The sequence below is a fragment of the Kushneria sinocarnis genome (assembly GCF_003633775.1).
GTDB lineage: Bacteria > Pseudomonadota > Gammaproteobacteria > Pseudomonadales > Halomonadaceae > Kushneria > Kushneria sinocarnis.
In genome coordinates this window covers 198,220-213,603 of sequence record NZ_RBIN01000001.1, presented here as the reverse complement: position 1 = coordinate 213,603, position 15,384 = coordinate 198,220, and the positions used below count along the sequence as shown (strand labels likewise).

Annotated in this window: 14 protein-coding genes; 4 read left to right on the top strand and 10 right to left on the bottom strand. The window is 67.1% G+C overall.

Annotated features, from left to right (window positions below):
• Window positions 1–144: 144 nt before the first annotated feature.
• The 3 genes from speE to hemE all read right to left on the bottom strand — a co-directional run bounded on the left by speE (window position 145) and on the right by hemE (window position 2,675).
• A complete protein-coding gene (gene speE, locus C7446_RS00965; RefSeq protein ID WP_121170394.1) occupies window positions 145–1,008 on the bottom strand; it encodes a polyamine aminopropyltransferase in 864 nt (287 codons plus the stop codon).
• A gap of 112 nt (window positions 1,009–1,120) precedes the next feature.
• Window positions 1,121–1,621, bottom strand: a complete 501-nt coding sequence (locus tag C7446_RS00960) for a thiol-disulfide oxidoreductase DCC family protein (protein ID WP_121170392.1) — start codon at window positions 1,619–1,621, stop codon at window positions 1,121–1,123.
• Window positions 1,614–2,675 carry a uroporphyrinogen decarboxylase gene (gene hemE, locus C7446_RS00955; RefSeq protein ID WP_121170390.1) on the bottom strand — a complete coding sequence of 354 codons (1,062 nt, stop codon included), beginning with the start codon at window positions 2,673–2,675 and terminating at the stop codon, window positions 1,614–1,616. The genes C7446_RS00960 and hemE overlap by 8 nt, the downstream gene beginning before the upstream one ends.
• A 201-nt stretch (window positions 2,676–2,876) precedes the next feature.
• On the opposite strand from hemE, the gene ribA reads away from it, so the two are divergent.
• Window positions 2,877–3,512, top strand: a complete 636-nt coding sequence (ribA, locus tag C7446_RS00950) for a GTP cyclohydrolase II (protein ID WP_121170388.1) — start codon at window positions 2,877–2,879, stop codon at window positions 3,510–3,512.
• Between the two features lie 54 nt (window positions 3,513–3,566).
• On the opposite strand, the gene C7446_RS00945 is transcribed toward ribA, so the two are convergent.
• From C7446_RS00945 to C7446_RS00915, 7 genes are all read right to left on the bottom strand, one after another.
• Entirely contained in the window at window positions 3,567–4,235 is a 669-nt protein-coding gene (locus C7446_RS00945) for a class I SAM-dependent DNA methyltransferase (protein WP_121170386.1), read from the bottom strand.
• Window positions 4,236–4,345: 110 nt separating this feature from the next.
• Window positions 4,346–5,548, bottom strand: coding sequence for an MFS transporter (locus tag C7446_RS00940; protein ID WP_121170384.1), 1,203 nt, complete (start codon window positions 5,546–5,548; stop codon window positions 4,346–4,348).
• A 97-nt stretch (window positions 5,549–5,645) separates the two neighbouring features.
• Window positions 5,646–6,605 (bottom strand): SGNH/GDSL hydrolase family protein, encoded by a 960-nt coding sequence (locus C7446_RS00935; protein ID WP_121170382.1) that lies wholly within the window; start codon window positions 6,603–6,605, stop codon window positions 5,646–5,648.
• 143 nt (window positions 6,606–6,748) lie between these two features.
• Entirely contained in the window at window positions 6,749–7,519 is a 771-nt protein-coding gene (gene djlA / locus C7446_RS00930; protein ID WP_121170381.1) for a co-chaperone DjlA, read from the bottom strand.
• Between the two features lie 69 nt (window positions 7,520–7,588).
• Complete coding sequence (gene dxs / locus C7446_RS00925; protein ID WP_121170379.1) at window positions 7,589–9,550, bottom strand: 1-deoxy-D-xylulose-5-phosphate synthase; 1,962 nt, start codon at window positions 9,548–9,550, stop codon at window positions 7,589–7,591.
• A 72-nt stretch (window positions 9,551–9,622) separates the two neighbouring features.
• Entirely contained in the window at window positions 9,623–10,474 is an 852-nt protein-coding gene (ispA, locus tag C7446_RS00920) for a (2E,6E)-farnesyl diphosphate synthase (protein WP_121171000.1), read from the bottom strand.
• Window positions 10,475–10,518: 44 nt separating this feature from the next.
• Window positions 10,519–10,809, bottom strand: a complete 291-nt coding sequence (locus C7446_RS00915; RefSeq protein WP_121170377.1) for an exodeoxyribonuclease VII small subunit — start codon at window positions 10,807–10,809, stop codon at window positions 10,519–10,521.
• 334 nt (window positions 10,810–11,143) lie between these two features.
• On the opposite strand from C7446_RS00915, the gene serA reads away from it, so the two are divergent.
• From serA to C7446_RS00900, 3 genes are all read left to right on the top strand, one after another.
• A complete protein-coding gene (gene serA / locus C7446_RS00910; RefSeq protein WP_121170375.1) occupies window positions 11,144–12,391 on the top strand; it encodes a phosphoglycerate dehydrogenase in 1,248 nt (415 codons plus the stop codon).
• A 372-nt stretch (window positions 12,392–12,763) separates the two neighbouring features.
• Window positions 12,764–14,245, top strand: coding sequence for a Na+/H+ antiporter NhaC family protein (locus C7446_RS00905; RefSeq protein WP_121170373.1), 1,482 nt, complete (start codon window positions 12,764–12,766; stop codon window positions 14,243–14,245).
• A 231-nt stretch (window positions 14,246–14,476) separates the two neighbouring features.
• Window positions 14,477–15,355: an NAD(P)-dependent oxidoreductase gene (locus C7446_RS00900; RefSeq protein WP_121170998.1), complete on the top strand. Its 879-nt coding sequence runs from the start codon at window positions 14,477–14,479 to the stop codon at window positions 15,353–15,355.
• The last annotated feature ends 29 nt before the right edge of the window (window positions 15,356–15,384 follow it).

The window sequence follows — 15,384 nt, the reverse complement described above, 5'->3', positions numbered from 1 at the left end:
GGAGGCAGGCTGATGCACAGAAAGGGAGCGCAACGATTACCGTTTGGCAGTCAATGCACCAGGACAGCACATTTGTGTAATGGAAGGTAAAGCGATGTTGCACCCGCCGGGCGCGACCCGGCCTCACGGCCGGGGCCATGCGCCTTACCCGGCCAGCAGACGGGCCATGAAGGGCGGCAGGGTCAGCGCAGCGCGGTGCTGGGCGTCACTGTAGTACTCGGTCGCAAAGGAGCGCTCACGGGCGGCTGTCTCGCGAAAGCGATCGACCGCACCGCCCTTGCCGGCCAGGGTCACGCTCCACCAGCCGGAGGGATAGGTGGGCTGCGGGAAGACCAGGGTCGCCACACTGTCGAAGCCGGCCTGCGTCATGGCGGTGCGCAGGTCACGAATGATCGAGCCGCTGTGGTAGAGCGGCGATTCACTCTGCTGCACCATTACCCCGCCGTCACGCAGGATACGCTGGCAGCGGGCGAGAAAGTCCTGCTGAAAGAGGCCCTCCGCCGGACCCACCGGATCGGTGGAGTCGATGATCAGCACATCCACGCTGTTCTCCGGGCAGTCATCGACCCATTTGACGCCGTCGGCAAACCGCAGCTCGGCGCGCGGATCATGGTTGGCTTCGGTCAACTGCGGGAAGAAGCGCTCGGCCGCGCGCGTCACGGCCTCGTCGATATCGATCTGGGTGGCCTGCTCGACCCCGGGATGGCGCAGCACCTCGCGCAGCGTGCCGCAATCGCCGCCGCCGATGATCACCACCCGCTTCGGATCGGCATGGGTGAACAGCGCCGGATGGGCAATCATCTCGTGATAGAGGAAGTTGTCCCGGTCGGTGAGCATCACGCAGCCATCAAGCACCATCAGATGGCCGTGCGTCTCGGTTGAGTAGACTTCGAGATGCTGCCAGGGCGTGGTCTCGTCATGCAGCTTTTCCTGCACTTTCAGACCGATGGCACTGCCCTCACGATCGAATCGCTCGATGAACCAGCCATCGAGGGGCTGTTCACTCATCTCACTCTCTCCTGCCGGTCGCTACCGGTCACTACTGCTGGCGATAACGGGCCGGATGACCCGCCGGGGCGGGCAACATAGCCTGCCAGCGACAGGATGAAAAGCACCCCGTTCAGACGCATGCTGCCAGGGCCTCGGGCAGGTCGAGAGCCCGGCACTGTGCCGGGCTCAGCCCGGCCAGCAGCCGTGCCTGTACGGCCTCATCCAGCCCCGGGTCACGCGCCAGTCGATGACGATAGCGTCCGATCAGGGCATACACGCCATCCCGCAGCGGCTGCGGCAGCCGGCGCAGCTGCGCCAGTCCGGCAAACGGCGCGGTCAGTGCTTCGGCCGCCCGCCACAGCGCCTCGCTATCACGATGAAGCCGACCCGACCGGATCAGCCAGACGCTGTCGAGCTGATCGGCGCTTTCATCGAAGTGATCGCCGAGCCGATGACCGAGTGTGGACTGCAGGGTCACCAGACCGATTGTCGGGCGGCGTTCGTGGCGCAGCAGCCAGGCCACCGAGCGCCGGCAGAGCGGGCAGTCGCCATCGAACACGATCAGTTGCGTAAAAAGGGGCTCAGCCTCATGCCCCTCTTCATGAACGCGACGTGGCGGCGCTTCACTCATGCCACTGCGGACTCAGCTCGTGCAGGGCCGCGATGAAGGCCGTCACATTCTCCGGCGGTGTAAACTGGGAGATGCCATGACCGAGATTGAAGACATGGCCGGAGCCGGCACCGAAGCTCTCCAGAATGCGCGCCACCTCGGCACGAATGGTGGCCGGAGCACCGAACAGCGCACTGGGATCGAGATTGCCCTGCAGCGCGGCCTGCCCGCCGATACGGGCCCGGGCATCGGCAAGCTCGGTGGTCCAGTCCAGTCCCACCCCGTCACAGCCGGTGGCGGCGATCTGTTCGAGCCACTGGCCGCCGTTCTTGGTGAACAGGATCACCGGCACCCGCCGGCCGTCGTGCTCGCGGATCAGCCCATCAACGATGCGCTGCATGTAGGCCAGCGAGAAGTCGCGATAGGCCGGCGTGGTCAGCGCCCCACCCCAGGTATCGAAGATCTGCACCGCCTGGGCGCCGGCGCGGATCTGCGCATTGAGATAGTCGGTCACCGCCTCGGCCAGGATCGCCAGCAGACGATGCAGCGCCGCGGGATCGCTGTAGAGCAGGCCCTTCACGTGGCGGAAGTCCTTGCTCGGGCCGCCCTCCACCATGTAGGTGGCCAGCGTCCAGGGGCTGCCGGAAAAGCCGATCAGCGGCATCCGGCCATTGAGTTCGCGGCGCACGGTCGAGACCGCGTTCATGACATAGTCGAGATCGCGCTCGGCATCGGGCGCGCTCAGTCGGTCGATGGCCGCACCGTCGCGTACCGGGCTGCGAAACATCGGGCCCTCGCCGGGTACAAAGTAGAGCCCCAGCCCCATCGCATCGGGGATGGTAAGAATGTCGGAAAACAGGATCGCGGCGTCGAGATCGAAACGATCGACCGGCTGCAGGGTCACCTCGCAGGCCAGCTCGGCGTTGCGACACAGGTCCATGAAGCTGCCGGCCCGCTCGCGGGTCGCGCGATACTCCGGCAGATAGCGACCTGCCTGACGCATCATCCAGACCGGAGTGCGGTCAACGGGCTGCCGGGCCAGTGCCCGCAGAAAACGATCGTTGTGAAGGGCCATGCGCTTGCCGTCTCGCCGCAGATGAAGTGTACCGCCGATTGTAGCGGATCGGTCGCCTTGCGCTCATCCATCGGGCGTCGATGAAATCGAATGAGCGTGATAGAAAAACTCATCGCGCTGCGGGATGAGCCAGCCGCGCTGGCCTGCTAGACTGGTCCACCCCCGAGTGGATGATGATGCACCGCCATCACGAGATCTGACGTGACGATTCGATTCATTGCGGCCTCCCGCCTGCCGACGCCCTGGGCCACCTTCACCCTGCACGGGTTCGAGGATGACCGCAGCGGCAAGGAGCATGTTGCCCTTTCGCTGGGCACCATCGACGATGGCACCCCGGTACTGGGCCGGGTGCATTCCGAGTGCCTGACCGGCGACGCCCTGTTCTCGATGCGCTGCGACTGCGGCTATCAGCTGCAGGCGGCGCTCAAGCGCATTGCCGAGGAGGGACGCGGCCTGCTGCTCTACCTGCGTCAGGAGGGGCGCGGCATCGGCCTGCTCAACAAGATTCGCGCCTATCACCTGCAGGACGAGGGCGCCGACACGGTCGAGGCCAACGAGGCGCTCGGTTTCGAGGCCGACATGCGCCGCTACGACCTCTGTCTGCCGATGCTCGAACACCTCGGCGTCCACGCCCTCAAGCTGATGACCAACAATCCGCGCAAGGTCGAGGCCCTGCGTGCCGACGGGATCGAGATCAGCGAACGGCTGCCGCTGACGACCGGGCTCAATGCCCACAACGAGCAGTATCTGACCACCAAGGCCGGGCGTCTGGGCCACATGATGGCGCTGGATCAGTTCACCTTTGCCGGCCCCGTGGACGACAACCGGCGCCGCTAGCCGGCGTCTCCGACGCGGCACCCGGCCATCCCGACGGCCGGTCGGGATGGGGCGTCACGCGTGAATGCGAAAGGTGTGATAGTCGGCAGTGATCCGGCCGCTGTAGGGCGCGCCGACCAGATGGTGAATGCGCTCGGCCATGCGGGTGAAATCGGGCGTGCGCAGCCAGGCCTCGAAACCGTGGCGCTCATCATAGCCCTGCTGGGTACTGATCATCACCAGTCCACCGGGGCGGGTAATGCGCAACAGCTCGCCCAGCGCCTCGGGATCCACGTTGTCATCGTTGAACACGCCGCAACAGACCACGACATCGAAGCTGCCGGTGTCATAATCCAGTGCCCCGTTCATGTCGACACCGCCGCGCAGCTGGTCATAGACCTCGCACTTGCGCGCCTCGACGATAACACTATCGTTGAGATCGAAGCCGTCCAGCCAGGTAAAGCCGTGAGCCGACAGCGCCTGACCGATCAGGCCGCTGCCACAGCCGGCATCGAGAATGTGCAGCTGTCCCGGCGCGCCCATCGAGTGGCGCTGGGTCTGCTCGGTCATGAAATCGCACAGGATGCCCGGCACATGATAGGTCCGATTGCTGCCTTGTGACCAACCGCGATAACGGGCCTTGAGCTTTTGGGCCTCACCATCCAGCGACAGCATCTGCTGGACGTGGTTGCGCCCATCCCGCTCGGTATTTTCGGCAGCCGTGGAGTGATTGTGATCCACCATGGAAAAACCCTCTTTTTGGTGGAGGTAATTGTTCAGAATAGTGGTCCCGGGGCGCGGCTGACAAATACCCCGGCCCCGGCAGGCCCCGGGGTCAGTCGAGCCGGCGGGTGTCAGTCGATCTGACGGGTATAGTGCGCCGGATCAAAGCGTCGACTGATCACCAGCATCCAGCCGAACAGCACGATCAGCGCCAGCCAGGCCGGTTCGAATCCCGCGAGCAGATCACGCGCCACGGCGGCGGCCAGGGTGCCGGCGGCGGCAATCAGATAGCCATGGCCCTGCACGAAGGCGGCCAGATCGCCGGCCCGCGCCGGATCGCGGTGATGGTCCATGGGGACCAGCACCGACAGCGGAAACACGCCGCCGATGCCCACGCCCAGCAGGGTCGCCCACAGCCAGGCCAGGGCGCCGGCGGGTGCTGCCAGCAGGCCGATGAAGCCCACCAGCGCCGCACCGACCACGGCGTACAGCGCCGGACGCCGGTCGAGGCGATAGCGCATCAGCCACGGCAGCGCCACGCTGGCCAGTACCTGCAGCAGCGTGGCATGGCCCAGCAGGGCACCGACCGCACTCGCCGACCAGCCCCGCGCCAGATAGTACGGCGGCAGCCAGGCCAGCACGCAGGCGTAGCCGGCGGTGCCGAAGCCGAAGAACAGGGTCAGCGACCAGGCCCTGGGCAGCCGGTGCAGCGGGGTATTGTTGCCCCGCCCCTCGCGGGGCACCGGCGAGAGCATGGCGCCGCCATGACGCTGCCACTGCCACAACGCCAGCGGCCCCAGCAGGGCCCATGCTGCCAGCCCGACATGCCAGCTGCCCGTCAGCCGGGTCAGCGGGGGCGCCAGCATCGACGCCAGGGCCCCGCCGCCCAGAATGGCGCCGATGTAGAGCCCGGTAGCCGAGGAGACCCGATCGGGCAGGGTCGCCTTGATCAGCGCCGGCATCAGCGCCTGGATCACGGCAATGCCGGCGCCTCCGGCCAGTGCCGTCAGCGCCAGCCCCGTCAGGCTGTCGGTGAACAATCGCATCAGGCTGGCCAGCGTAATCACCCCCAGCGCCAGCATGATCAGCCGGTGCCGATCGAAGCGCCGCACCAGTCGCATGCCCTGGAAACACGCCAGTCCCATCGCCACGAACGGCAGCGCCGTCAGCAGCGAGGCCTGGCTGTAGCTCATCGCCAGCGACTGCTGGATGCGGTCCAGCAGCGGCCCCACGGCTGCAATCGACGGCCGCAGGTTCAGCCCCACCCACATGATCAGCACATGGAGTGACAGATAACGGGCGGTATGCTGATGGCTTGTCGATCCAGCGGTCATGATGGCGCTCCACGGGCGCAGGGGTTGAACGACAGACGCGGGCCACCGCCGCAACTCGGTGGGCCGCATCACGAGCGGGCGCACGGGCCCGACGGGGTTATTCGACAGAGCGGACATGTTCAGTGGCGGCTTCCCAGCCCAGCGCCTGACGGGCCTGTTCGGCCATGCGTCTGCCCAGCAGCTGGTGAACACGCCGGGTGGGGTGATAGGCATCCCAGAGCAGATGGGCATCCGGGTTCGGGCAGAGGGTGCCGTCGTCACCGGCAAGGCAGGGATGCACCAGGTCACTGAAGCCCAGCGAGACAGCCTGATGACGAATGTCGGTCAGCGCGCTGCGCAGATCGAAATAGCTGATCCGGACCCCGTCACGCCGGTCGAGCCGGGCCACGCTCTCGCGCAGCCGGTCATCAAAACGCTGCATGTAGGCATTGGCCGCAGGCACCGCCGTATCCCGCCGGACCCGCGGCAGCAGCGTCAGATCGAACGCGCCGACTACCATGACACGCCGTGTGCCCCCCGCAATCAGGCGCTCCATGGCCAGCCGGACATTGTGCGCTGCGGCCTCGGCCACGCGCTGCGGATCGGCCTGCTGATCCAGCACCCGAAAGAAGAAGTCATTGGCGGAGGCGAACACGAAGGCGTTGCGCGGCGCAGCGTGGCGGTCGAGATAATCGTTCACCTGCGCCAGCAGTCCGCTGGGCGTGACACTGTCGAACCACGGGAAATAGTTCGAGGCCCCGGTCAGGGCACCCCCGACCGCCATGTCCTTGAGCTGCATGCCGCTGCGGGCGGCAAGCACCTCGACGGCGGTGGGGCCGTTGCTCCAGCGGTGGCGATAATAGCCCTGCGCGGCCGGCGTGATCGGCTCGACCCCCGGCATCCCCAGCCGGCGCGCCCGTTCCGCCAGCATGTGGGAACGACCGTTGTCGCTGTAGCTGTCACCGAAGGCCGCCAGGCTGGCAGCCTGCGCCGGGAGCGCCATGCCGACCAGCAGCAGCCCTGCCAGCGCTTGGCGCCAGCGCCGTGGCCGTAGGCCCTTGACCCGCCCGAATCCCATGTCATCTCCTGCCCTGCCCGGATGTGCGGTACCGGAACCTCCAGCGTAGTGCACGCCGGCGGGGATGCGAACGCAGCGCCCGGACACGCCCCGGTCAGGGGCAGACGGCCGGTGTCGGAGGCACCGCCCCGCCGCCATGGGAATCAGGCGTGCTCGGCACGCGCCTTGCGGATGCGCTCGTAGGCGTTGCCGATCTCGCGGGTGCGCTTTTCGGCCATTTCCCGCATGTTCTCCGGCAGCCCCTTGCCGGCCAGCTTGTCGGGGTGGTTCTGACTCATCAGCCGCCGATAGGCCCGCTTGACCTCGGCATCGCTGGCGCTGCTGTCCACGCCCAGCACCTCGTAGGCCTCTTCCAGCGAGGGCCCGGAGGTATCGGGCCCGGCCTGGCCGGCGCCGCCACGCAGCATGGCCTCGATCTGGCGGATCTCCGCCTCGGAGAAGCCCAGCCCGCGTGCCACGCGCAGCAGCATGTCGTGCTCGGCCTGATGCAGTTCACCATCGGCCGCGATCGCCGACAGCTGCACCTGCAGAAAGACCTGCAGCAGTCCGCGCTGCAGCCCGGCAACCTGACGCACCCGGGCGAGCTCGGCATCCAGATCGAAATCCGGCTGCTGGCCGCGCCGGAAGGCGGTCCGGCAGCGCTCGCGCTGGGTTTCGTTCAGCCCCAGCCGCTCGAACACGGCCTCGGCGGTGCGTCGCTCATGATCGGACACCTCACCGTCGACCTGACTCAGACAGCCCATGACGGCAAAGGTGGAGTCGAGAAACTGCGCCTGACGCTCGACCACCTTGTCGCGCACCAGGCGCTGCAGTCGCCGTACCAGCCAGAACCCCAGCAGCCCACCGATGATGAGTCCCGGCAGGCGTGCGATCAGATAACCGAGCCCCGCCGTGATGAGGATGACAATCAGCATGAGATATCCACTACCCGATGAATGGTCCGGCCGGCGCGCTCTGCCCGCCGGCCGAATGGCCAGCGCCGGTTACGGCGCTGGCCGGGAGGCATGATGCGACATTCTGGTCAGGCGTGCCTGAATGGAAGCTTCGATGCCGTTGGCATCCAGCCCGCATTCGGTCAGCAGCTCCTTCGGCGTGCCGTGTTCGATGAAGCGATCGGGGACACCCAGATTGAGCACCTCGACCAGTATCCGCTCGGCGGCCAGCAGCTCGTTGACACCGCTGCCGGCCCCACCCATGACCACGCTCTCCTCCAGCGTCACCAGCAGCTCGTGACTGCCGGCGGCCTGGAGGATCGCCTCGCGGTCGAGCGGCTTGACGAAGCGCATGTCATAGACGGTGGCATCGAGCCGTTCGGCCACTTCCATCGCCGGTCCGACCATGCTGCCGAAGGCCAGCAGCGCCAGCCGCGGGCGACCGTCGCCCGCCTCGCGACGCAGCTCGGCGCGGCCGATGGGCAGGGGCTCGAGCGAACGGTCGATGGCGGCCCCGGGGCCCGTGCCGCGCGGATAACGCACCGCCGCCGGCCCCTCGTGGTGATAGGCCGTGCCCAGCATCCGGTAGCACTCGCGCTCATCGGAAGGCGCCATCACTACCATGCCCGGCAGGCAGCGCAGGTAGGAGAGATCGAAGGCGCCATGGTGGGTCGAGCCATCCTCGCCCACCAGCCCGGCGCGATCGATGGCGAAGGTGACATCCAGCCCCTGCACGGCCACGTCATGGATCAGCTGATCGTAGCCGCGCTGCAGGAAGGTGGAGTAGATCGCCACCACCGGCTTGACCTGCTCGCAGGCCATGCCGGCTGCCATGGTAACGGCATGCTGTTCGGCGATCGCCACATCGTAGTAGCGCTCGGGATACTCCTTCGAGAAGCGGATCAGATCGGAGCCCTCGCGCATCGCCGGGGTGATCCCGATCAGGCGCTGGTCACGTGCCGCGGTGTCGCAGATCCACTCGCCGAAGACATTGCAGTACTTGAGCTTCTTCGGTGCCGGCGGCGCGTTGAACTGCTGCTGCTCGGCCCCGGAGGGGGCGGGATCGGCGGGCTTTTCCTTCTCCAGCTTGGTGATGGCGTGATAGCCGATGGGGTCACCCTCGGCCGACTGGTAGCCCTTGCCCTTGCGGGTCACGATATGCAGGAACTGCGGCCCCTCGCGGTTCTTCAGATCACGCAGGGTGCGAATCAGCAGCGGCAGGTCATGACCGTCGATGGGGCCGACATAGTTGAAGCCCATCTCCTCGAACAGCGTCGCCGGACTGAACATGCCCTTGACGTGCCCCTCGGTGCGCCGGGCGAGATCGAGCGCGCCGGGCAGATGCGACAGCACCCGCTTGCCGCTCTCGCGGGCGGCCACATAGGGGCCGCTGGTCAGGATGCGCGACAGGTAGGTGGCCATGCCGCCGACGTTCTCCGAGATCGACATCTCGTTGTCGTTGAGCACCACCAGCATGTTGGCGTTGACATGGCCGGCATGAGCCAGTGCCTCGAACGCCATGCCGGCGGTCAGCGCGCCATCGCCGAGTACTGCACAGACCCGCCGGTTGTCACCCTGCGTGCGAGCCGCCAGCGCCATCCCCAGCGCCGCGGAGAGCGAGGTGCTGGAGTGCCCCACGCCGAAGGTGTCGTACTCGGATTCGAGCCGCCGCGGGAAGGGGGCCAGCCCGCCGTGCTGGCGCATGCTGTCCATCGCCTCGCGGCGGCCGGTCAGGATCTTGTGCGGATAGGTCTGGTGACCGACGTCCCAGACCAGCCGGTCGTGCGGCGTGTTGTACTGCTGATGCAGCGCCACGGTCAGCTCGACGACGCCGAGACCGGCGCCGAAGTGACCGCCGGTACGCCCCACGCTGTAGAGCAGATAGGCGCGCAGTTCATCGGCCAGCGTCAGCAGCTGATGCTCGTTGAGACTGCGCAGATCCGAGGGCTCGCGGACGCGATCCAGCAGCGGCGTCAGCGGGCGGGTGGTGGGGATGTCATCAAACAGCTTCATATTGGCTCGAAAATCCATCCATGGTCCGCATGATGCCCGGGGCATCGGGACACTGCAGTAAATGAACGCCGGTCAGTGATTGCGCTCGACCATGTAGCGGGCCAGATCGATCAGCGGCTGCGCATCGAGGCCGGCCAGCGCCGAGCAGCCCTCATCGACCAGCGCCTGCGCCTGACGACGCGCTTCATCAAGCCCCAGCAGGGCGGGATAGGTCGGCTTGTCGCGCGCCGCATCCGCCCCCTGGGTCTTGCCGGTCACCTCGGCATCACCGGTAACATCCAGGATGTCATCCTGGATCTGAAAGGCCAGCCCGATCGCCGCGGCGTAGCGATCCAGCGCCTCGAGCCGCGGATCATCCCCGGCAGCCGCGGCCAGCCCACCGAGGCGGACCGCTGCGCGAATCAGGGCGCCGGTCTTGTGGCGGTGTACCGCCATCAGCTGCTCGACATCGAGCCGACCGCCGACCGCTGCCAGATCGAGCGCCTGACCGCCGGCCATGCCGCCTCGCCCCGCGGCCTGCGCGAGCGTCGCCACCATGGCGGCGGCACGCGGTGTCTCGCCGGCGGTGAGCACCTCGAAGGCCAGTGACTGCAGGGCATCGCCGGCCAGCAGTGCCGTGGCCTCGTCGAACGCCCGGTGACAGGTCGGCTGGCCGCGCCGCAGGGCGTCGTCATCCATGCTCGGCAGATCGTCATGTACCAGTGAGTAGGCGTGGATCAGCTCGACCGCCGCCGCTGGTGCATCCAGCGCCTCGTCCCCGGCGCCCAGGGTCCGGCCGGCGGCATAGACCAGTACCGGCCGCAGCCGCTTGCCGCCGCCCAGCACTCCGTAGCGCATGGCCTGCTCGAGCCGCGGCGCCGGCCCGGGCGCCTCGTCGAACAGCCGGACCAGCCGCCGCTCGCAGCGCTGCCGGCAGTGCTGCATCAGGGCCTCGATGCGCTGCGCCGCCGGATCCCGTGCGGCGTCGCTCATGGTGCAGCCTCTCCCTCGTCGCCGGTCGACCCGGCGGCCTGCTCCAGCGTGCCATCGCTGCGCTCCAGCAGCCGGCTGACCCGCAGCTCGGCCCGATCGAGCCGGGTCTGGGCTTCCCGGGTCAGCCGGATGCCCTGCTCGAAGGCGCCCAGCGACGCCTCGAGGCTCAGCTCGCCGCCCTCGAGCTGTTCGACCAGTCGCTCGAGTTCGGCCAGCGTGGCCGCGAAATCCCGATCCCCGCCGACGTCGTCACCCGCGGGGGCGGCTGTATGATCCTGCTCCGTCATGGCGTCTCGCCTCCACGTTGCCTCGCCATGCCGCCGGGCGGCTGCGCAACGCTGATGAATGGCGGGCAGTGGGCGGCATCTGCCGCCCCGCTCCCAAACGCCTCAGTATACACATCACGGCGATCTTTGACGCCGGCATCGCCCCGATGAATGACGGGGCGCGGGCGCGCCGTTCATGGCCCGGCTGTGTTACAATGGCGTCCCCGAATCATCGCGCACCATAACGGCAGGCACGCCCGTGCCTGCCGTCGCGACCTTTCTGCTCGCGCCGGGTGTCGCGGGCATACGCTATCGAAGACACCGTCGGTCCTGCCGACCCAAGGGTTGATGCACAATGGCTAAAACGTCTCTGGACAAGAGCAAGATCCGGATTCTGCTGCTCGAGGGCATTCACCAGTCCGCCGTGGACAACCTGCACAATGCCGGGTACACCAACATCGAGCGACTGTCGACGTCACTGACCGAAGAGGATCTGGTCGAGAAGATCCGTGACGTTCATTTCATCGGTATCCGTTCGCGCACGCAATTGAACGAACGGGTCATCGCTGCCGCGGAAAAACTCACCGCCATCGGCTGTTTCTGCATCGGCACCAACCAGGTCGATCTCGATGCGGCGCTGGAACGCGGCATTCCGGTGTTCAATGCGCCCTACTCCAATACCCGCTCGGTGGCGGAGCTGGTGCTCGCCGAGAGCATCATGATGCTGCGCGGCATCCCCGAGAAGAACGCCCGCGCCCATGAAGGCGGCTGGCTGAAATCCGCCAGCAATTCGTTCGAGGCCCGCGGCAAGACGCTCGGCATCGTCGGCTACGGCAGCATCGGCGCCCAGCTCTCGGTGCTGGCCGAATCGGTCGGTCTCAACGTCATCTATTATGACGTGGTCACCAAGCTCGGCATGGGCAACGCGCGCCAGGTCGGCAGTCTCGAGGAGCTGCTGGCCCGCGCCGACATCGTGACCCTGCACGTACCGGAAACGCCCTCCACCAGGTGGATGATCGGTCGCGAACAGCTCTCCCTGATGAAGCAGGGCAGCTACTTCATCAACGCCTCGCGCGGTACCGTGGTCGATATCGAAGCGCTGGCCGAGTCGCTCGATTCGGGCCGGCTGCTGGGCGCTGCCGTCGATGTCTTCCCGGTCGAGCCCAAGGGCAACGGCGAGGAGTTCGTCTCGCCGCTGCGCCGCTTCGACAACGTCATCATCACGCCGCACATCGGCGGTTCCACGGTGGAAGCCCAGGAGAACATCGGCGTCGAGGTCTCCGACAAGCTGGTCACCTTCTCCGACAACGGCACCACCATCACCTCGGTCAACTTCCCCGAAGTGGCGCTGCCCTCGCATCCCGACAAGCACCGGCTGCTGCACATCCACCGCAACGTGCCCGGCGTGCTGTCCGAAATCAACCGCGTGCTGGGCAACGAGGGGATCAACATCTCCGCCCAGTATCTGCAGACCAACGAACAGGTCGGCTATGTCGTGATCGATGTCGACAAGGCCTATGGTCAGCAGGCACTGCACGCCCTGCGCGAGGTCGAGCACACCCTGCGCACGCGGGTACTGTACTCGGGCATCGACTACGACTGAGGCCTGCCGCAACCGCTTGCTTCAGCCACCGCCCGGTTCGGCCGGGCGGTGCTCCACCCTCGCAGGACACGCCCGACCGGCCGCCGACCGGCACCCTGTCCGACACGCGCTGCGCGCGATCAGCCACCCCTTCGGCAGCCAACGTCGACTGACCGCCCCCTAATCATGCCCGGCATGTCCGCCATGCCACCGATGCGGGCACCGGATAGCGCCGCGATGGCACGCCCGGCAGAGCGCGAACCGGCACCCTCGCAAGCCACGATGACCCCGCCTGCTGCCGCCACTGGCCGCCGGTCTCCGGCATTTGCCCGGACCTGGCTTCCTGTAATACTGTCACGCTCCCTGCTCCCATGATCGACAAGAGGAATCGGAATGACGTCAGAGGCACAGCGCGGCGCGGCCCGGCACCAGGGCGCCGAGCCGCCGACGCTGAGCTTTCGGCTCGGCGCTTTTGGTGCAGCCATCCCCCTGATCTTCTTTGTCATCTGGGCCATTACCACCAGTGTGCTGCAGCTCTCCTCCGAAATCGGCCTGGTCATGGGGGCGCTCCTCGGTCTGACCCTCGGGCTGTTCTTCTGCCGCAGTCGCTGGGAGCAGTACGCACAGGGGCTGTTCAGCGGCATGACCCAGTCGGTCGGCGTGGTCGCCGTGGTGGCCTGGTTCTATGCCGGCATGTTCGCCCAGGTTCTCCAGGTCGGCGGCCTGGTGGACGGGCTGGTCTGGCTGGGGGGCATTTCGGGCGCCACCGGCGGCTGGTTCACGGCGCTGACCTTCATTCTGGCCGCGGTCTTTTCCACCGCCGTGGGCACCGGCTACGGCACCACGGTCGCCTTCTGCACCCTGATGTATCCGGCCGGCGTGGTGCTGGGCTGCGACCCGGTCATGCTGTTTGCCGCCATCCTTGCCGGTGCCATCTTCGGTGACAATCTGGCCCCCGTTTCCGACACCACCATCGTCTCTGCTGCCACCCAGCAGGCCGATGTTCCGGGGGTGGTACGCAGCCGTTTCAAGTACTCCATCATGGCCGCCCTCCCCACCCTGCTGCTGTTCGCGCTGCTGGGCGGTGGCGGCCGGATCGAGGGCGTCGATGCCGGCGCCCTGCAGCAGGTAATGCACTCGGTCGGCCCCTCCGGACTGATCATGCTGACCCCGTTCGTGCTGGTGCTGGGACTGGCACTGAGCGGACAGCACCTGATCACCTCGCTGACCTGGGGCATCCTGGCCGGCGCCGCCATCATCATCATCACGGACTTCGGCGCCGCCAGCGAGATCATCGCCTTCGATCCCACCACCGACAGCGTGATCACGGGGGCGCTGGTGGATGGCGTCTCGGGCTATGTCAACATGGCCATCCTGATCCTGCTGATCGTGGCTGCCTCGCACCTGATGAAGCTGGGCGGCACCATGGAGGCCGTCACCCAGCGGCTGATCCGCTGGATCAGGACCTCGGTGCGCCGGGCAGAGCTGGCCAACTGGGCGATCGTGGCGCTGCTCAATACGGCCATCACCATCAATACCGCGGCCGAAATCGCGGCGGCCCCCTTTGTCAGGGAGCTGGGCGAGCGGTATCACATCCACCGCTACCGCCGCGCCAACATGCTGGATGCCGTCACTTCGGCGCTCGGCTACATCTTCCCCTGGGGCGCGCCGGTACTGCTGGGCTGGAGCACCATCCAGGGCATGCAGCAGCAGTACGACTGGCTGCCCGTGGTAGCGCCGACCGCCGTCTTTCCGTTTGTCTTCCAGGGCTGGCTGCTGCTGTTCATCATGCTGTTCGCGGCCCTCACCGGCTGGGGGCTGACCTTCGAGGACCGTCAGGGCAGCGCGCGCAGGTCGCCGCCGACAAACGCCTGACTCATCCGGGTCGGCATCTGCCACGCTCCGCCGCCATGGCGGATACCCGGGCGCCTGCCTGCCGGGCAGCGCGTGGCAGGCCGGCCGATCCCCGGCCCTTTCGTCAACCCGCCCCCGCTGCGCAGCCTCCGGCAACCGTTAGTGCCCTAATGGGCTGGCCGAATGCCCCTGAACCCACCAGAATGGGGAGTGACAATGCTCATTCGTTCACAAAGGGGGACCGAAGAGTTCATGAGTAGCCAACCGACCGTTGCCGTACTGGGACTGGGCGCCATGGGCCATGGCTTTGCCGTCAATCTGCTGGCAGCCGGACTGCCCACCCGGGTCTGGAACCGCACCCGCAGCAAGGCCGAGGATCTCGGCCGCAGCGGGGCGATCATCTGCGACAGCCCGCGGCATGCCGCCGAGGCAGCCGATGTGGTCATTACCATGGTGCCGGACGCGCCCACCACCGAAGAGATCCTGCTGGGCGATAACGGTGCGCTGGAAGGGCTGAAACAGCAGGGCGTGGTGGCCCAGATGGGCACCATTGGCGTCGAGCCCACCGAACAGCTGATCCGCCGGGTCAGGGAGAAGCGCCCGGACGTGGTCTTCATCGATGCACCGGTGTCGGGCACCAAAGCGCCTGCCGAGCAGGGTCAGGTGGTGGTGCTGGCCAGCGGCGACCGGCAGGCCGCCCCCGCCATCGAGCCCGTATTCGAGGCCGTCGGCAAGGCCACCAGGTGGCAGGGCGAGGCCGGCGCCGGTTCACGCATGAAGCTGGTGGTCAACGCCTGGCTGATCCACATGATGGAAGGGGTGGCCGAAACGGCCCAGCTGGCCGAGCAGCTCGGCTTCTCGATCGATGATTTCTGGCACACCGTGGAGGGCGGCCCACTTGCCGTGCCCTACATGAAGGTCAAGCTGGACATGATCGACAGCGGCAAGTTCGATGCCCAGATGGCGCTGGCGTGGGGCCTCAAGGACGCCAGACTGGCACTTGAGGCGGCCGGTGAGCTCGACATGCCGGCGCTCCGGCGCATCAGCGACACCTGGGCGAAGGCGGTCGACGCCGGTCATGGCGAGGGCGATATCTCGATCATCTACCACTATCTGCAAAACCGCGGCTGAGCACGAGCACACCCCGCCGGGGGCTGCCC

Bases quoted from the DNA above. Each gene is read 5' to 3' on its own strand.
- speE (WP_121170394.1), bottom strand. From the start codon at position 1,008: ATGAGTGAACAGCCCCTCGATGGCTGGTTCATCGAGCGATTCGATCGT.
- C7446_RS00960 (WP_121170392.1), bottom strand. From the start codon at position 1,621: ATGAGTGAAGCGCCGCCACGTCGCGTTCATGAAGAGGGGCATGAGGCT.
- hemE (WP_121170390.1), bottom strand. From the start codon at position 2,675: ATGGCCCTTCACAACGATCGTTTTCTGCGGGCACTGGCCCGGCAGCCC.
- C7446_RS00945 (WP_121170386.1), bottom strand. From the start codon at position 4,235: ATGGTGGATCACAATCACTCCACGGCTGCCGAAAATACCGAGCGGGAT.
- C7446_RS00940 (WP_121170384.1), bottom strand. From the start codon at position 5,548: ATGACCGCTGGATCGACAAGCCATCAGCATACCGCCCGTTATCTGTCA.
- C7446_RS00935 (WP_121170382.1), bottom strand. From the start codon at position 6,605: ATGGGATTCGGGCGGGTCAAGGGCCTACGGCCACGGCGCTGGCGCCAA.
- djlA (WP_121170381.1), bottom strand. From the start codon at position 7,519: ATGCTGATTGTCATCCTCATCACGGCGGGGCTCGGTTATCTGATCGCA.
- dxs (WP_121170379.1), bottom strand. From the start codon at position 9,550: ATGAAGCTGTTTGATGACATCCCCACCACCCGCCCGCTGACGCCGCTG.
- ispA (WP_121171000.1), bottom strand. From the start codon at position 10,474: ATGCAGCACTGCCGGCAGCGCTGCGAGCGGCGGCTGGTCCGGCTGTTC.
- C7446_RS00915 (WP_121170377.1), bottom strand. From the start codon at position 10,809: ATGACGGAGCAGGATCATACAGCCGCCCCCGCGGGTGACGACGTCGGC.
- serA (WP_121170375.1), top strand. From the start codon at position 11,144: ATGGCTAAAACGTCTCTGGACAAGAGCAAGATCCGGATTCTGCTGCTC.
- C7446_RS00905 (WP_121170373.1), top strand. From the start codon at position 12,764: ATGACGTCAGAGGCACAGCGCGGCGCGGCCCGGCACCAGGGCGCCGAG.
- C7446_RS00900 (WP_121170998.1), top strand. From the start codon at position 14,477: ATGAGTAGCCAACCGACCGTTGCCGTACTGGGACTGGGCGCCATGGGC.